This window comes from Pseudobutyrivibrio xylanivorans DSM 14809 (assembly GCF_900141825.1).
Lineage (GTDB): Bacteria > Bacillota > Clostridia > Lachnospirales > Lachnospiraceae > Pseudobutyrivibrio > Pseudobutyrivibrio xylanivorans.
In genome coordinates this window covers 22122-38948 of sequence record NZ_FQYQ01000017.1, presented here as the reverse complement: position 1 = coordinate 38948, position 16827 = coordinate 22122, and the positions used below count along the sequence as shown (strand labels likewise).

Sequence of the window (16827 nt, the reverse complement as noted above, 5' to 3'; positions counted from 1 at the left end):
CAGTGAGGTGCTTTTTCTAGTATTGGGCGGTGAAGCTGTTGATTTTTATATATGCAAAGGCATCATCTATGGCTGCGTAAGGATGCTTTAGTGGTGTCCAGTTTCTAGTGATTGCTCTTGCGGAAATAACCATTCTACAATTCTTTAAATCTTTATCAGTTACTCCGGTTTTTAGATAAACAGTGAATGTATTTGTATAATGGCAATCGCCCATGTCATTTGCATTACTAACTAAATTTGGTGCGTTGCGGCCTAATTCCTCACCTGTTGAAGATAGAACCTGGATAACGAGCGCAGACAATTCATCTGCAAATTCCATATCTACTGTGACGGATTTAGTTCCAGATTTGATTACGCCTGGAAGGACGGTAGCTGAAAGACTGGTTCCAGCTGATTTGTATGTAGCATTAGAAAGTGAACCTGCAGGCCAAATTCTTTCAGAGCCAGATGCACTATTATAAAGTACTCCCGAAGTATTGGAAGAGTTAAGTGCAAATGTCTCAGATGTGTTGCCATTTGTTTTTGAAACTCGTTTTGTGGTTGTACTATCTAAGTATGGGCAATAAGCGGTATATACAAGATAGTTGCCCTCGGTTGTCACTTCTGATTTTACTGTTATAGGTGTTACTTTGTGAGAAGCCGCCTTTGTACAATAAGGTTTAAAAGTGACCTGAGAATAGTCTTTAGACCAAATAATTGTGTCATTCTTTTCAGAGGCTGTATAGCTATGACCATTAGTTATGCAATCAGGATAGCGACCTTCCAGATATACTGTTCCCGCGATATTTACCTCGGCAGTGGAAGTGAATGAACGCCATGGTGACCCCTTTGGATAGTTTAATCCATAGTTCATATAGGATTCCGCTGTTATATTTATTTGTGCCGAAGCTCTTTCCTTGTCAGATAATCCACTAATATAAAATTGCAAGCCTTCATCAGTAAAGGTGGCTTGTACACGAGACTGATTTTCATTTGTGGCAATTGGCTTTCCGTTTACAGTAACTGACCAATTTACAAGTCTGTTAGTATACCATCCTCCGGTGTCAGGGGATACGATTCCATCTACATAGACATATTGTGCTGAATCAATAAGTGCAAGCCTACCTATAGGGAATGTGGCAGTTCCAGTATGGTATGCTATTACGTCACCATTTCCGCTCTCACCATAATCTCTTGTGGTCTCACTTTTTCCGTAGTATCCACTACCGCAGGAAAATGCTTGGCGGAATTTTCCAGATTGGTTTTTTCCAGAGTGCTTTGCTGCGTAGCGTGTTGCATAACCATATTCTCCATTTGTATCATTAATCAAATTGTTCAGTTCGGTACATCCATTAATGAAATTCATGGCAGTACTATTTTTATACAAGAGATATGCCATGCGCTCTGTTTCAGTACCATTTGAAATACATTTCTGATGGTTGCCGCAAACATTTTCAGATTCACGACCACAACACCATCCATCAGCAACAGAAAAGATAGTGGAAACATCGTCAAAGGTATCCAAACCTGAGATATTAATATTGTTATTCATATTGAGCCATGCACCCACACCTTTATGAGTGCTTACAACATAATTGAAAAATTCCTGGCCCTTACCACTTGCATTATTAGCAGCGTAAGTAGAACGGGCAATCAAGTCATAAATAGGGGCATATTTCTTTGCCAATGAAGAATTGCCTTTTGTAACGTAATCATTGTAAAGATACTGCTGATAAGATTTGAGCCATGCAACCTGTTCAGGTGACAAGATACTTTCATTACCATCACCTTCATAAAGGGAAGCGAGAGTTGTAAGAACGTACAAATCGTATGAGATACCCTTATAAGAACCATTTTTTAAAGTATTGTCGATGGTTCCTTTTCCTGTACCGATATAAGTTTTGTCGGCTGTAAGAACTGCGATTTTCTCAGCAAAGATTTTGTATTTGTCGGGATTAGAAAGCTGATTACAAACTGCGTTTTTAACAGCGTCATTAGTAGCTTCACCTGAAAGACCAAAGATTTCTCCAAGGAACTCAGGATTATTTTTTATCGTATTTCCGAAGTAGGCTTCGAAATCTCCAGTTGAACCTGTTATGCGACTATTCTGTACTCCTGCCGAAAGAAGCTTAAGAGTACCATCATTGCTGGAATAATAATCATCATATTTTTTTACCCATGATGAGAATCCTTCTGCGTTTGCATTCCATTTTGCTTCTTCTGTAAAAATCTTTTCCCAAAGCATTTTTACTACTTCGCTTTGCTGACTTGAGTTAAGTGAAAGATAATGAGGGATTTCATTTCGGAATGGAATAAAGATTTTTTCAGAGCTTGGTTTGTGAATTGTGGATAATTCTGATGCATTGGCTACATTTGTGTTGAAAGGTACAACAAAGGCAACTGCCACGGCCAGGGAAATGACCTGCCTATACAATCTTTTTAATCTATTGGTTTTAAAATTCATTATTTAATATCCTTTTCGTAAAGAGTAACATTCATCTTGGTTTCATTTTCATCATCATCTACTAAAGTATAGTTGGCGTTGATTTTGTTAACCTCAGATTCGTTCTGGTTATAATAAACATCTATGGATAAATCCTCTGGGCAAATTCCAGAAATATTTAGTGAGTTTAGAGCTGATTTTTCTGCATTGGAAAACTTATTATCAGAATCGATTAGAAGAGTGATAGCCTCATTTATGTTTAGCTCATCATAAGCATTAAATGATGACTCATAACAAAGACAGTATTTCTCAGAGAGATATCCTTCGGAAGTTACAACAATTGTTGGGACAAAACCTCTGATGGAGATAGAAGCTTCTCTTGGTTCATGCTCGTCTTCTTCGTCATCCTCATCTTCTTCGATTATTTCTTCTTCAATTTTTTCTATGATTTCTTCATCATCGGTTCCCTCAAGAGATGATTCTGTCTCATCTAACAGTTCTTCAGAAATGTTAGTATCTTCTATAATGTCATTTTCATCACTATTATCTTCAGTAATAGCCTCATCCATAGCATCTGTGACTACTTCCTCCATAACATCCTCTGGTGCATCCTCCTCAGCAAAAACTGTAAGTGGATTTCTTAAAACGAGCATGGAGAAAATAACAGATATTGTTAAAAGCTTTTTGTTGAATTTCATTTTCTACCTCCTAGAATCTCTTAAAGTCTTTGCCGTCTACGTAGTAACCATAGCAACCGTCCTGAAAACCAAAGTCAAACTCATATTGACCGTTTTGATCAGTTGTACGTTCGTTCAACACGTTGATTGCATTCCAAATCTTTTGAGTACTATCATTTGATGCATCCTGGAAATCAGAAAGTGCCTGTATGATTTTCTTATCACTTTCATCAGCAACAGACTGAGCATCCTTAAGAGCCTGAGTTAACTCTTCCTTATTCTTTACAGCCTCCTCACGAGTGAGATTGATGTCCTGAGTCAACTCTTCTTTATTCTTTGCAGCCTCCTCACGAGTAAGATTGATGTCCTGAGTTAACTCTTCTTTGTTCTTTAAAGCTTCTTCATGATTTCGGCTTATGTCTCCAGCTAAATCTTCCTTATCATGCTTTTCTGTAGTTTTGTTAGCAGAAACTGTGTTAGTAAGCTCATCTACAAGTCTGAGTAACTCATTATAATGCTCATAATCACTTGATGAGGCTGAAGAGAATTTGCTTTCAAGGTCACTTCTGATTTCTGAAATTTGACTATTGTTTGTCTGGTATTTAGCGTTGATTAAATCATAAACAACTAGCAAGTCTTCCTCTGAAGCGGTGCTGCAGCTGTTAAAGTAATCGCTGATAATAGAATTTAGGACATTGCGCTGATCATCTGTGAAACCGTTAAGGGAATCGATATAATCATAGATTTCCTGAATAGATTCTGAAGTGGAAAGCTCAGATGCTTTGGCAAGTCCTGAATAGTGCATAAGACTCTTAAAGTTAATAAGCAAAAGAACGACTAAAGCAATTGCAAGCCCTGATAAGAACAGGGCGAACCTGTTAAGGGTATTATCCTCCTTAACATATATTTTTCTAATTTGGGTAGAGAACCCTCTTGTATTCTGTTTTTTATTCATTTCAATACTCCTTATAAACTTAACTACTTTAAGGAATATGAAAGTGGTTTAGATTCTGTTGAATTCCTGTGGGAAAATGTTGAACCAACCTGATTTAATATTTTGAAAAAAAGACAAGCGCTAATATATCATGATTAAAAAGTTATTTCAAGAGAAAATTTTAAAATGGGCAAAATAACTATAATGCATATTCTGAATCCTCCTTGACAGATTTAGGAAATACTTATATCATAAGTTAAGTTTTTAATGCGATGATGAAGAGGAGTACTCAGTGTCGTCCTGTAGAGAGGGTCGCTCACCGGCTGAAAGGTGACCTAGGAGCAGAGCTGACGAAGGTAGCTTCGGAGCAGGTGGTGAACAAAGCATCCAGACGCCCGTCGTCCAGGTGGACAAGCCATCCGAGTCGTTCCCGTAAGGAATAAGATGAGATATAAATGCAGGTGGTAACGCGACCGTATCGTATATGGCGCCCTGTGTACAGCAATTTGCCGTACACAGGGCTATTTTAATGTTTCAAGTAAAGTAAGGCAGTTGAGAAACTTGGCAAGCGCGAGCAAGAGGGCCCCATGGGAGCAACAGAGGGGACCCACGCCGGCGGGGAGTTTCTGTTGCTTCCAATGGGAGATGGCTTGCGGGAGCATGGAAAACTTGGGACTGCCGTAGATAAGAAAGGAAATAAGGATGAAAGAATTAGCTAAGACTTATGATCCAAAGGGTCTTGAAGACAGACTCTATAAAAAATGGGAGGAAAATGGCTATTTCCACGCTGAGGTAGACCGCAGCAAGAAGCCATTTACAATCGTTATGCCTCCTCCAAATATCACAGGACAGCTCCACATGGGACATGCCCTTGATAACACAATGCAGGATATTCTTATTAGATATAAAAGAATGCAGGGCTACTCAGCTCTTTGGCAGCCAGGTACAGACCATGCAGCTATCGCTACAGAGGTAAAGGTTATCGAGCACCTTAAGAAGCAGGGTATCGAGAAGGACAGCCTTGGTCGTGAGGGATTCCTTGAGAAGTGCTGGGACTGGAAGGATGAGTACGGAACACGTATCATCAACCAGCTTAAGAAGATGGGTTCTTCAGCTGACTGGGAGCGCGAGAGATTCACAATGGATGAAGGCTGTTCAAAGGCTGTTGAGGAAGTATTCGTTAAGCTTTTCAACGAAGGCTATATCTACAAGGGCAACCGCATCATCAACTGGTGTCCAGTTTGTCAGACATCTATCTCTGATGCTGAGGTAGAGCATGAGGAGCAGGCAGGTCACTTCTGGCACATGAAGTACGAAATCGTTGGCGAGCCAGGACGCTTCGTAACATTCGCTACTACACGTCCAGAGACAATGCTTGGTGATACAGCTGTTGCAGTAAATCCTAAGGACGAGAGATACCAGGATATCATTGGCAAGACTGTAATGCTTCCATTCGTTAATCGTGAGATTCCAGTTGTTGCTGATGAGTATGTTGATATGGAATTTGGTACTGGTGTTGTTAAGATTACACCAGCACACGACCCTAACGATTTCGAGGTAGGTAAGAGACATAACCTTCCTGTAATCAACGTTCTTAATGACGACGCTACTATCAATTCAAACGGTGGCGAGTTTGAGGGAATGGATAGATACGAGGCTCGTGAAATCATCGTTAAGAAGATGGATGAGATGGGACTTCTTGTTAAGATTGAAGACCATACTCACAACGTAGGAACACACGACAGATGTAACACTACAGTAGAGCCAATGGTTAAGCCACAGTGGTTCGTTGCGATGGAAGAGCTTGCAAAGCCTGCTATCGAGGCTATCAAGACAGGTGAGCTTCAGTTCGTTCCTAAGAATTATGACAAGACATATTTACATTGGCTTGAGAACATCCGTGACTGGTGTATTTCACGTCAGCTTTGGTGGGGACACAGAATCCCTGCATACTACTGCGAGAAGTGTGGTGAGACAGTTGTTGCTCGTTCAGCAGATGCTCCAACAGTTTGCCCTAAGTGCGGTCACACACACATGAAGCAGGATGAGGATACACTTGATACATGGTTCTCATCAGCACTTTGGCCATTCTCAACACTTGGTTGGCCAGAGAACACAGAGGAGCTTGATTACTTCTATCCAACAGACGTACTTGTTACTGGATACGATATCATCTTCTTCTGGGTAATCAGAATGGTATTCTCAGGATATGCTCACACTGGAAAGTCACCATTCCACACAGTACTTATTCACGGCCTCGTTCGTGATTCACAGGGCCGCAAGATGTCTAAGTCACTTGGAAATGGTATTGATCCACTTGAGATTATTGATAACTACGGTGCAGATGCACTTCGTCTTACACTTATCACAGGTAATGCACCTGGTAACGACATGCGTTTCTACAACGAGCGTGTTGAGAATAGCCGTAACTTCGCAAACAAGGTATGGAATGCATCACGTTTCATTATGATGAACCTTGCAGATAATGCAGTTACAGAACCAACTGAGGCAGACCTTGCAACAGAGGATAAGTGGATTATTTCAGCAGTTAACACTTTAGCCAAAGATGTTACTGAAAATATGGATAAATATGAACTTGGTATCGCAGTTCAGAAGGTATATGATTTTATTTGGGATCAGTTCTGCGACTGGTATATCGAGATTGTAAAGCCACGTATGTACTCTCAGGAGTATACAGCTAGCAAGAATGCAGCACTTTGGACAGCTAAGTTTGCACTTACAAACGCCCTTAAGATGCTTCACCCATTCATGCCATTCATCACAGAGGAAATCTTCTGCACACTTCAGAGCGAAGAGAAGACAATCATGCTCTCAGCTTGGCCTGAGTATGATGAGGCAAAGAACTTCCCAGTAGAGGAAGCAAAGGTTGAGCGTGCTAAGGACGTAGTTCGTGGTATGAGACAGCTTCGTACAGATATGGATGTTCCACCTTCAAAGAAGGCTGCTATCCACATTGTAGCTGAGGATGCAGAAGTACGTGGCATCTTTGATGAGATTACACCTATCTTTGCAACACTTGCAGGTGCAACAGATGTAATCGTTCAGGCTGACAAGCTTGGAATCGGAAGCGATGCAGTTTCAGCTGTTATCCCAGATGCAACACTTTTCGTTCCACTTGAGGATCTTGTAGACTTCGAAAAGGAAAAGGAGCGTCTCACAAAGGAAAAAGAGAAGCTTGAGAAAGAGCTTGCTCGTTCACGCGGAATGCTTTCAAACGAAAAGTTCATGAGCAAGGCGCCAGAGGCAAAGGTTGCTGAGGAGCGCGAGAAGCTCGCAAAGTATGAGCAGATGATGGCTCAGGTAGAGGCTCGTCTAGCCTCAATGAAGTAGGAGGAAAATAAAATGGATGTAAAGAATATTTTAAGCAAATGTGATCACACTCTTCTTGGAGTTGACGCTACTTGGAACGATATTAAGGGAATCGTAGATGATGGTATGAAGTATGAGACAGCTTCAGTATGTATCCCAGCAAGCTTTGTAAAGCAGGCTGCTGAGTACGTTAAGGAGCAGGGTGGACATCTCCCAATCTGTACAGTAATTGGTTTCCCAAATGGTTATGCTACAACAGCTTCTAAGTGCTTCATGGCTTCAGATGCTGTAGATAACGGTGCTTCAGAAGTTGATATGGTTATCAATGTTGGTTGGGTTAAGGAAGGACGTTACGATGATGTTCTTGCTGAGATTAACGCAATCAAGGCTGCTTGCAAGGGCAAGCTTCTTAAGGTAATCATCGAGTGCTGCCTTCTTACAGACGAAGAGAAGATTAAGATGTGCGAAGTTGTATCTAAGTCAGATGCTGACTACATCAAGACATCTACAGGCTTCTCTACAGGCGGAGCTACATTCGAAGATATCAAGCTTATGGCAGACCATATGACAAACGGAAAGCTTATCAAGGCAGCAGGTGGTATCGCTGATCTTGAGGATGCTCAGAAGTTTATCGACCTTGGTGCTTCAAGACTTGGAACAAGCCGTGTCGTAAAGGCTGTTAAGGGTCTTCCAAACGACGGAAAGTACTAAAAATACAATAAATGCCTCAATCGTGAAAATTTAATGAAAAATACGCAAAATTTAGTGAACTTTGTGACAAAACAAAAGTATTGAAATATAATTAAGCTATTCAGAATAGGCTTATTGTGAGCATATTTTGAGCCGAAATAGTAAATGAAGGACTAAATTTTAGATTTTCACGTGGGGGACTTATGGCATTACCAGCACAAGCGCCAAAAGTACAGGTTTCATCAAATGGTTTGGAGGCCACTTTGACCTTCAAGATTCCTGATGGAAAAAATGAGGTGCCAAGCTTTACTGCAGCACAGTTGCTTGGCTTCTTGAATAATGCCAATGTTACTTTTGGAATTGATCAGGAAATGCTAAAACGCCTGGCTGACAGTCCTATATATGGTAAACCTGTTAAGGTTGCAGAGGGAACGGCTCAGCAACAGGGAACTCCGGGGTATTTTGAATATACCTTTGAGACAAAATTTAACAGAAAGCCTACCATCAGACCTGATGGTACGGCTGATTATATGAGTATTAAGACTATCGAGACTGTACAGAAGGGTGATGTTATCGCTATCTATCATCCTGCAGTACAGGGTTCTCGAGGTATGTCGGTTCGTGGACAGATTCTTGAACCAAAGCCAGTTAGAGATTTACCTCCTCTTTTTGGAAGAGGTTTTGATCGTTCGAATGATAATCTTACTTACACAGCAAAGTTGGACGGCAAGATTGAAGTGAATCAGGGAAAGATAATCATTTCTCCGGTTCATGAAGTTCAGGGGGATGTCGGTATTGAAACTGGAAATATCAAGTTCAATGGCGATGTTATTATCCATGGTGGAGTTCGAGATGGCGCAGTTATAGATGCAGCAGGAAACGTTATTATTCATGGTCTCATCGAGGATTGTGATATCAGAGCTGGAAAAGATTTATTCCTAATCTCTGGTGTTAAAGGAAATGAAAAGACAATGATTAAATGCGGCGGTTCCATTACTGCACAGTTTGTTGAATATGCAATTATTAACTGCTCTGGAAATATCACGGCTGATTATTTCTTTAAGAGTAAGATTTCCTGTGATGGCAAAATTGAGCTAAGCGGAAATAATGCGTCTATAATTGGAGGATATGTTTCTGCTGTTCAGGGAATTGATGCTAATGACATAGGAAATTCATTTGGAACAATTACTAATGTTTCTGTTGGCGTAGACGTTGAGCGAACCGCAGAGTTTGAGATGCTTGCCAAGAAAATCGAGGACCTTAATTCTAATGTAATGAAAATCAAAAAAGGAATTGAGGATTTTGATAAGCTGGGTCAGGAACGGGGAATTAACGTTAAGGAAGACCCTCGACGTATGCAGCTTCTTCGTGTTAGAATTCGAGATGAAGCAATTGTACAGGAAGAGACTAAGCGTCTTGCTAAGATGAAAGAGGTAATTGTATCTGGTAAGGATGCCTCTATCAAAGTATACAGGCGTATGTATGCTGGTGCTAATATTTCAATCGATGATCATCATGTGACAATTACTGATAATCATGAGAGAGTTGAAATCACAAAAACACCAGAAGGATTAAAGCTTACAAGAATTACCGGTGAACGAGCAAAGGATAAATAAAATGATTGATTTCGAAGAAGAGTTAAAGAAGTTTGAGCCTGCCATTGAGGTGGAACAGGCAGAGGCTGACATTAAAGCCAGAGATTTGACTGATTTAACAGATTTACTTGTAAATATGTCGGCGCAACAGACTAATGTGCCAAAATAAACAGACAGAAAAGTAGCTTTTATTTACGGAGAATAATAAATGCAATGTTTTATGTGTGGTGCCGAAGTTGGTAACGATAAAGTTTGTTACAATTGCGGCGCCGATATTTTGTTATATAAACAAATCATATACACATCTTATGTGTTCTATAATCAAGGCTTGGAAAAAGCCAGGGTTCGAGATTTATCAGGAGCCATTGAGGCACTGAAGTCATCTCTCCAATACTACAAGTACAATACCAGAGCTAGAAATCTTCTCGGATTGTGCTATTACCAGGTGGGAGATACTGTCAGGGCTATTAATGAGTGGGTTCTGTCAAAGAATCTTCAAGAGGAAGACAATCCTAATGCTGACAGATATCTTGCGGAAATAGAGAATGACCCAGGACTTTTAAGCAGGCTTAATTCCACTATCAAAAAATATAATCAGGCAATTGAATATTGCAAGGCCGGAAGCCGAGATTTGGCTATGATTCAGCTGAAAAAGGTTATCAGCCAGAATCCTAATCTGGTAAAGGCTCATCAGCTTTTGGCTCTTTTGTATATACAGGACGAAAAGTACGCTGATGCTAGAAAGGTTCTTTCAGCAGCAGCTAAAATCGACAGCAACAATACCACTACTATCCGCTATATCCATGAAGTTAAAGAGCTCTTAAAGGAGCAGAATACTGGTAAGCGCAAAAGAAAAAATGATGTGTTCACCTTTAATGATGGAAATGATACCGTCATTATGAACGAGCGTGCTTTAAGAAGTATGCTTGATACCACTCGTACCAGTCTTGTGAACATTGTGCTTGGACTTGTGGGTGGACTTCTAATATGCTTCTTCTTAATTGTTCCTACAGTTAAGGATAATATGGCTGAAGGAAATACAGATACTATTCTTGCATTGAATGAGAATCTTTCTCAGGCCAGAAATCAGAATCAGGAACTTCAGGATGAGATAGACAATCTTAAAAAGAGTTTATCGGCATATGACGAAACACAGGATATTCCTACATCCTATGAAAACCTTCTTGCGGCTCAGAATGCCCATTCAGCAGGGGATGATGCAGCAGCCTCTGAATCTATTCAGCTTGTTTCAAAGGATGTGCTTGGAGAAGCAGGAAAGGCTGCTTACGATAGCCTTTATACACAACTTGCTCCTACAATTATCAAGGGATATTATGACGATGGAAACACATTCTACAGCGATGAAAATTATGAGAGTGCTATCGTAAATTTCCAGACTGTAGTTGATATTGACGAAACATACAATAATGGAGCTGCTCTCTTCCTTTTAGGTGACTGTTACAGATTAACAGGAGATTCAGCTAAAGCATTGGAATGTTTTAACAAGGTAGTTGAGCTTTACCCAAGTAATCAGTGGGGACGTCAGGCTAAGGTTTACATAGCAGCTGACGATACAGAGCTTAGTGCTACAGAGGTAGGTGACTAATTTGACAGATTTTCAGTTGATTAAAATGGCTTTAGAGGCCAGAGAGATGGCATATACGCCTTATTCTCATCATAAGGTGGGCGCTGCTCTTTTATGTAAAGATGGCACAGTATTTAAAGGATGCAATATTGAGAATGCAGGATATACTCCTACAAACTGTGCAGAGCGCACGGCAGTTTTTAAAGCTGTCAGTGAAGGCAAGAAGGATTTTGAGGCTATCGCAATCGTCGGTGGTATGGATAATTTAAAATCATTACCACTTTGTGCTCCTTGTGGCGTATGTAGACAGGTTTTAAGAGAATTTGTTGCGCCTGAAAATTTCAAAGTTTTGCTTGCTGAAGTAGAAGATGTATCAAATGTATCTGCAATTAATGAAACTGGTGTGAAAATTAAGACAATGACCTTGTCAGAGCTGCTTCCGTTAGGCTTCGGCCCCGAAAATTTAGTGCTCTAATAGAGTAAATTCCTTGCAAAATAATCTAAATAATTTATAATTTTAGTTAGGTGTTTTCAATTATTAAATGGAAACGTAATTAATAGGAGGAATTAAAAGAATGAAAAAGAAGTTATTAAGCGTACTTCTTGTAGCTTCAATGGTAGCTACTATGTTTGTTGGTTGTGGTTCATCATCTAGCGAGACAGCTTCAGATGCAACTGCTTCAACAGAAGAGGGGGCAGCAGATGCTGCAGCTAGCGATAAGAAAATCGCTATGATTACAGACTCTGGTGATATCACAGATATGTCATTCAACCAGACAACTTATGAGGCTTCAAAGGCATTTGCAGAGAAGAACGGAGTTGATTTCCAGTACTACAAGCCAACAGAGGATTCAGATGATGCTCGTATCGCTTCATTTGAGAACGCTGTTACAGATGGTTACAACGTAATCATTGTTCCTGGTTACCTTTTCGCAGGTATGATTGCTCAGTGTGCTGCCGATTATCCAAATGTTACAATCATCGCACTTGACTGCTCACAGGGTGATTTTGAGGGCGCTGGTATGACAGAGCTTCCAGAGAATGTTTGCTCATTCACATATCAGGAAGAGCTTGCTGGTTACATGGCAGGTTATGCAGCTGTTAAGGAAGGCTACAAGAAGCTTGGCTTCTTAGGTGGTATGGCTGTTCCAGCTGTTATCCGTTATGGTTTCGGTTTCGTTCAGGGATGTAACGACGCAGCAGTTGAGCTTGGTAATGCTTCAGATGTAGAAGTTAACTACGTATATGGTGGCCAGTTCTACGGTGATGACGCTATTACAGCTCAGATGGATACATGGTATTCAAATGGTACAGAAGTAGTATTCGCTTGTGGTGGTGGTATCTACACATCAGCTTGCGAGGCTGCTACAAAGGTTGACGGCAAGGTTATCGGTGTTGACGTTGACCAGGCTGGTACAATTGAGAACGCTTACGGCGTTGAGGGACTTTGCATTACTTCAGCTATGAAGGGTCTTGCAGCAACAGTTGATGCTACACTTACAGATCTCTTCGCTGGTAACTGGTCTAACTACGCTGGAAAGATCGAGAACCTTGGTATCGTATCAGGTACAGATCCTTCACTCAACTATGTTCAGCTTCCAATGGATACATGGACAATGACAAACTTCACAGTTGATGATTACAAGGCACTTGTTGCTGCTATGAACGATGGAACAATCAAGGTTAGCAACTCAACAGACGCTATGCCTTCAACTGAGATTAAGGTTACTGAGTTTGACAATATCCATTAATTTCCCGGTAATTTAAGGAAATCTGTTATTATCATAAGGGAAGGTTTTTTGCCTTCCCTTATTTTTAGAATAATGGATTATTCAAAGCTATATAAATCATTATTAAACACGAGGGAAGTATAGTAATGATTTCTATGGTTTTGCATTTCTAGGGAGAAAAGCATCATCAGAATATTTTTAAGCAATTAGAAAGGTGTATTGCGATGGAAGACTATGTAATTGAGATGTTGCATATCACAAAAGAGTTTCCAGGCATTATTGCAAATGACGATATCACTTTGCAATTAAAGCGTGGCGAGATTCATGCGCTTCTCGGGGAGAATGGTGCCGGAAAGTCCACACTTATGAGTGTATTATTCGGACTTTACACACCGGAAAAGGGAGTTATTAAGAAGGACGGTAAGGAAGTTAAGATTAACAATCCTAATGACGCTACTGACCTTGGTATTGGTATGGTACACCAGCATTTCATGTTGGTTGATATTTTCACTGTATTAGACAACATTATTTTGGGTTCTGAGCCTAGCAAATTTGGTTTCCTTACAAAGACAGAGGCTCGTAAGAAGGTTATGGACTTATCTAATAAGTACAACCTTAAGGTAGATCCTGATGCATTAATCGAGGATATCACTGTTGGTATGCAGCAGCGTGTAGAGATCCTTAAGATGCTTTACAGAGATAATGATATTCTTATCTTCGATGAGCCTACAGCGGTTCTTACACCACAGGAAATCGATGAGCTTATGAAAATCATGAAGGAATTGGCAGCGGAAGGAAAGTCAATCCTCTTCATCACTCATAAGCTTAATGAGATTATGGAAGTTGCTGATAGATGCTCTATCCTTAGAAAGGGTAAGTATATCGGTACAGTTGACGTTGCAAACACTACAAAGGAAGAACTTTCTTCTATGATGGTTGGACGTGACGTTAAGTTTGCTGTTGATAAGGTAGAGGCACAGCCTAAGGAAGAAGTTCTTAAGGTTGAGAATGTTTGTGTTAAGAGTAAGCTTCACTCAAATGATTCTGTTCACAACGTATCTTTCAATGTTCGTGCAGGAGAAATCGTATGTATCGCCGGTATCGATGGAAACGGTCAAACAGAGTTCATTGGAGCTCTTACAGGTCTCGATGATATTTCAAGCGGTAAGATTACACTTTGCGGTGAGGACATCACAAAGAAATCTATCCGTTATAAGAATACACACGGCATGAGCCATATCCCTGAGGACAGACATAAGCATGGTCTTGTTCTTGATTACACTCTTGAGGAAAATATGATTCTTCAGAGATATTTTGAGCCGGAGTTCTCAAAGAACGGCATCATAAAGAAGGCCGACATGAGAAAGTACTCTGACAGACTTACAAAGGCATTTGATGTCCGCTCAGGTCAGGGTGCAAAGACAATTGTTCGCTCAATGTCAGGTGGTAATCAGCAGAAGGCTATCGTTGCCCGTGAGATGGACAGACAGCATGAGCTTCTTATTGCTGTTCAACCTACACGTGGTCTTGATGTTGGTGCTATTGAGTATATCCATAAAGAAATTGTTAAGGAACGTGATAATGGCAAGGCCATCCTTCTTGTTTCTCTTGAATTAGATGAAGTTATGAACCTTTCTGATAGAATTCTTGTTATGTATGAAGGTGAGATAGTAGGTGAGGTTGATCCAAAGACTACTACACTTCAGGAATTAGGATTATACATGTCAGGCGCTAAGCGTGATGACAGAAAGGAGGCTAAGTAATGGAGAAAACAAGCTTTATTAAACGACCAGCCGTACAGACATTACTTGCTTCAATTCTGTGTGCTATTTTAGGTATCGTTTTAGGTTATATCATTCTCTGCTTCATGAACGCAGAGCACGCTGGAGAAGGTATGGCAGCTATCCTGACAAACTTCTTCAAATATCGTATCGCAAGCACTAATACTCTTATGAAGTATATGGGCTCATTTTTAGTAAAATCAGTTCCAGTTATCCTTTGTGCAGAGGCTATCCTCTTCGCATATAAGGCTGGACTTTTCAACATCGGTGTTGCAGGTCAGTATACAGTTGGTATTATTGCCGCTCTTTATACATCACTTGCACTTGGTTGGAGCTGGCCATTATGCTTACTTGCTACTATTGCAGCAGGTGCTATTTGGGGCTTCATCGCAGGATGCTTCAAGGCATTCTTCAATGTAAACGAAGTTATTGCTGGTATCATGCTCAACTGGATTGGTCTTTACATTTGTAACATCATCCTTGGTGGTGAGAAATGTATGAACCAGAGTAAGTCTGAGACATACGAAATCAGCGACTTAAATCCTTCAGGTCTTCTTCCAGGATTCCTTCAGGATGTTTTTGGTGGCAACCAGTACATGACGATTGCTATTCCAATTACAGTTATCGTTGCTATTATTATTCTTGTAGTATTAAACAAGACAACATTTGGTTATGAGCTTAAGGCTACAGGTCATAACAAAGAGGCTGCTAAGTATTCTGGTATGAATGCAAAGAGAAACATCATTCTTACTCTTGTTATTTCAGGTGCTATCGCAGGTATGGCTGCAGGCTTATATTACCTTACAGGAGTTGAGCATTTTAAGATTGCATCTTCTGTTCCTGGAATGGGCTTCAATGGAATCGCTGTTGCATTCCTTGGTGGTCTTCATCCAATCGGAGCAATCATTGCAGGTCTTTTCGTTGAGTACATTACACTTGGTGGTCAGTACCTCAACACAAATTACTACAATCCACAGGTTGCAGATCTTATGATTTCAATCATCATCTACCTCTGCGGATTCGTATTATTCTTCAGAACAATACTTAACAGACCAGGCAAGGTAAAGGTTAATGCCAATGCCGAGCCAGACAATACAGCTAAAAAAGCTGAAGAAAAGGAGGTGTAAAGGATGGTATTATTAATTCAGTACACACTTATTTTCTCAGCAGTACTTATTCTTGTTGCTTTGGGAGGTATGTTCTCAGAGCGAAGTGGTATCATCAATCTTGGTCTTGAAGGTATCATGGTATTTGGTGCCATGGCAGGCGCAATGGTAATGGTTCTTCTCCCTAGTGATGCATCTAGATTTACAATCATTGTGCTCACACTTTTAGCTTCCGCAGTTGCTGGTATGCTTTCGTCACTACTTATAGCCGTTGCATGTATCAACTTTAAGGCTGACCAGACACTTATCGGTACAGCACTTAACATGCTTGCTACAGCTTCAGCTACAGTTATTATTAAGGGCTTCAATACAGCTCGTTCAGGCGGTACAGATTTCTCTGCAAAGCTTGATTACGTTAGAGGTCATAATGCATTTATGTTCAACATCGGTTCACTTCAGCTTAGTTGGTTTATCGTTGTTGCAGCTGTTCTTCTTATAATCGCAATCGTATTCTTCTACAAGACAAAGCTTGCTCTTAGAATTCGTGCTTGCGGTGAGCATCCACAGGCAGCTGATTCAGTTGGTATTAATGTTTACGCAATGAGATACATCGGCGTTCTTATGTCAGGATTCCTTGGTGGACTTGGTGGAATTATCTACATTGCAGCAGCCAACTCTACATGGCATTTTGATTACGGTGTGGCAGGTGCAGGTTTCCTTGCTCTTGCTGTTATGATTTTTGGTCAGTGGAAGCCAGAGCGTATTGCATGGTCAGCAGTACTTTTTGCATTATTCCGCTCACTTTCAAACGTATATATGGGAATCGGATTCCTTCATGCACTTCCTATTTCAGGAACTGTATACAATATGTTCCCATACATCGTTTCACTTATTGTACTTGCATTTACATCACAGAACTCTAGAGCACCTAAGGCTGAAGGTATTCCATACGACAAGGGCGCTCGTTAATAGCTTAG

General features: G+C 40.5%; 14 protein-coding genes. 11 read left to right on the top strand and 3 right to left on the bottom strand.

Annotation, left to right across the window (positions count from 1 at the left end):
- Nucleotides 1-16 precede the first annotated feature (16 nt).
- Genes BUA88_RS11505 through BUA88_RS11495 form a run of 3 tightly spaced genes read right to left on the bottom strand, consistent with a single transcriptional unit; the run spans nt 17 to nt 4054 of the window.
- Nucleotides 17-2443 carry a hypothetical protein gene (locus tag BUA88_RS11505; protein WP_072918140.1) on the bottom strand — a complete coding sequence of 809 codons (2427 nt, stop codon included), beginning with the start codon at nt 2441-2443 and terminating at the stop codon, nt 17-19.
- Nucleotides 2443-3120: a hypothetical protein gene (locus BUA88_RS11500; protein WP_072918137.1), complete on the bottom strand. Its 678-nt coding sequence runs from the start codon at nt 3118-3120 to the stop codon at nt 2443-2445. The genes BUA88_RS11505 and BUA88_RS11500 overlap by 1 nt, the downstream gene beginning before the upstream one ends.
- 10 nt (nt 3121-3130) lie before the next feature.
- The gene (locus BUA88_RS11495) at nt 3131-4054 is read right to left on the bottom strand and encodes a hypothetical protein (protein ID WP_072918135.1); all 924 of its coding nucleotides are present in this window, start codon (nt 4052-4054) and stop codon (nt 3131-3133) included.
- 566 nt (nt 4055-4620) lie between these two features.
- Here BUA88_RS11495 and BUA88_RS16620 point away from each other — a divergent pair.
- The 11 genes from BUA88_RS16620 to BUA88_RS11450 all read left to right on the top strand — a co-directional run bounded on the left by BUA88_RS16620 (nt 4621) and on the right by BUA88_RS11450 (nt 16819).
- Nucleotides 4621-4752: a hypothetical protein gene (locus tag BUA88_RS16620; RefSeq protein ID WP_278335525.1), complete on the top strand. Its 132-nt coding sequence runs from the start codon at nt 4621-4623 to the stop codon at nt 4750-4752.
- Nucleotides 4736-7384: a valine--tRNA ligase gene (locus tag BUA88_RS11490; RefSeq protein WP_072918132.1), complete on the top strand. Its 2649-nt coding sequence runs from the start codon at nt 4736-4738 to the stop codon at nt 7382-7384. Before BUA88_RS16620 ends, BUA88_RS11490 begins: the two co-directional genes overlap by 17 nt.
- Nucleotides 7385-7396: 12 nt before the next feature.
- Entirely contained in the window at nt 7397-8074 is a 678-nt protein-coding gene (gene deoC, locus BUA88_RS11485) for a deoxyribose-phosphate aldolase (protein ID WP_072918130.1), read from the top strand.
- Nucleotides 8075-8256: 182 nt separating this feature from the next.
- Nucleotides 8257-9669, top strand: a complete 1413-nt coding sequence (locus tag BUA88_RS11480; RefSeq protein ID WP_072918127.1) for a DUF342 domain-containing protein — start codon at nt 8257-8259, stop codon at nt 9667-9669.
- Nucleotide 9670: 1 nt separating this feature from the next.
- Nucleotides 9671-9817, top strand: a complete 147-nt coding sequence (locus BUA88_RS16360) for a hypothetical protein (RefSeq protein ID WP_200798866.1) — start codon at nt 9671-9673, stop codon at nt 9815-9817.
- Nucleotides 9818-9856: 39 nt separating this feature from the next.
- Nucleotides 9857-11254 (top strand): tetratricopeptide repeat protein, encoded by a 1398-nt coding sequence (locus tag BUA88_RS11475; protein ID WP_072918125.1) that lies wholly within the window; start codon nt 9857-9859, stop codon nt 11252-11254.
- Nucleotide 11255: 1 nt separating this feature from the next.
- Nucleotides 11256-11708: a cytidine deaminase gene (locus BUA88_RS11470; RefSeq protein WP_072918122.1), complete on the top strand. Its 453-nt coding sequence runs from the start codon at nt 11256-11258 to the stop codon at nt 11706-11708.
- A gap of 100 nt (nt 11709-11808) precedes the next feature.
- Nucleotides 11809-12984 carry a BMP family lipoprotein gene (locus BUA88_RS11465; protein WP_072918120.1) on the top strand — a complete coding sequence of 392 codons (1176 nt, stop codon included), beginning with the start codon at nt 11809-11811 and terminating at the stop codon, nt 12982-12984.
- 203 nt (nt 12985-13187) lie between these two features.
- The gene (locus BUA88_RS11460; protein ID WP_072918118.1) at nt 13188-14726 is read left to right on the top strand and encodes an ABC transporter ATP-binding protein; all 1539 of its coding nucleotides are present in this window, start codon (nt 13188-13190) and stop codon (nt 14724-14726) included.
- The gene (locus BUA88_RS11455) at nt 14726-15871 is read left to right on the top strand and encodes an ABC transporter permease (protein ID WP_072918115.1); all 1146 of its coding nucleotides are present in this window, start codon (nt 14726-14728) and stop codon (nt 15869-15871) included. Before BUA88_RS11460 ends, BUA88_RS11455 begins: the two co-directional genes overlap by 1 nt.
- A gap of 3 nt (nt 15872-15874) precedes the next feature.
- A complete protein-coding gene (locus BUA88_RS11450) occupies nt 15875-16819 on the top strand; it encodes an ABC transporter permease (protein ID WP_072918113.1) in 945 nt (314 codons plus the stop codon).
- Nucleotides 16820-16827: the final 8 nt, after the last annotated feature.

Bases quoted from the DNA above. Each gene is read 5' to 3' on its own strand.
- BUA88_RS11460 (WP_072918118.1), top strand. From the start codon at position 13,188: ATGGAAGACTATGTAATTGAGATGTTGCATATCACAAAAGAGTTTCCA.
- BUA88_RS11465 (WP_072918120.1), top strand. From the start codon at position 11,809: ATGAAAAAGAAGTTATTAAGCGTACTTCTTGTAGCTTCAATGGTAGCT.
- BUA88_RS11475 (WP_072918125.1), top strand. From the start codon at position 9,857: ATGCAATGTTTTATGTGTGGTGCCGAAGTTGGTAACGATAAAGTTTGT.
- BUA88_RS11495 (WP_072918135.1), bottom strand. From the start codon at position 4,054: ATGAATAAAAAACAGAATACAAGAGGGTTCTCTACCCAAATTAGAAAA.
- BUA88_RS11490 (WP_072918132.1), top strand. From the start codon at position 4,736: ATGAAAGAATTAGCTAAGACTTATGATCCAAAGGGTCTTGAAGACAGA.
- BUA88_RS11450 (WP_072918113.1), top strand. From the start codon at position 15,875: ATGGTATTATTAATTCAGTACACACTTATTTTCTCAGCAGTACTTATT.
- BUA88_RS11455 (WP_072918115.1), top strand. From the start codon at position 14,726: ATGGAGAAAACAAGCTTTATTAAACGACCAGCCGTACAGACATTACTT.
- BUA88_RS11505 (WP_072918140.1), bottom strand. From the start codon at position 2,443: ATGAATTTTAAAACCAATAGATTAAAAAGATTGTATAGGCAGGTCATT.
- deoC (WP_072918130.1), top strand. From the start codon at position 7,397: ATGGATGTAAAGAATATTTTAAGCAAATGTGATCACACTCTTCTTGGA.
- BUA88_RS11500 (WP_072918137.1), bottom strand. From the start codon at position 3,120: ATGAAATTCAACAAAAAGCTTTTAACAATATCTGTTATTTTCTCCATG.
- BUA88_RS16360 (WP_200798866.1), top strand. From the start codon at position 9,671: ATGATTGATTTCGAAGAAGAGTTAAAGAAGTTTGAGCCTGCCATTGAG.
- BUA88_RS11480 (WP_072918127.1), top strand. From the start codon at position 8,257: ATGGCATTACCAGCACAAGCGCCAAAAGTACAGGTTTCATCAAATGGT.
- BUA88_RS16620 (WP_278335525.1), top strand. From the start codon at position 4,621: ATGGGAGCAACAGAGGGGACCCACGCCGGCGGGGAGTTTCTGTTGCTT.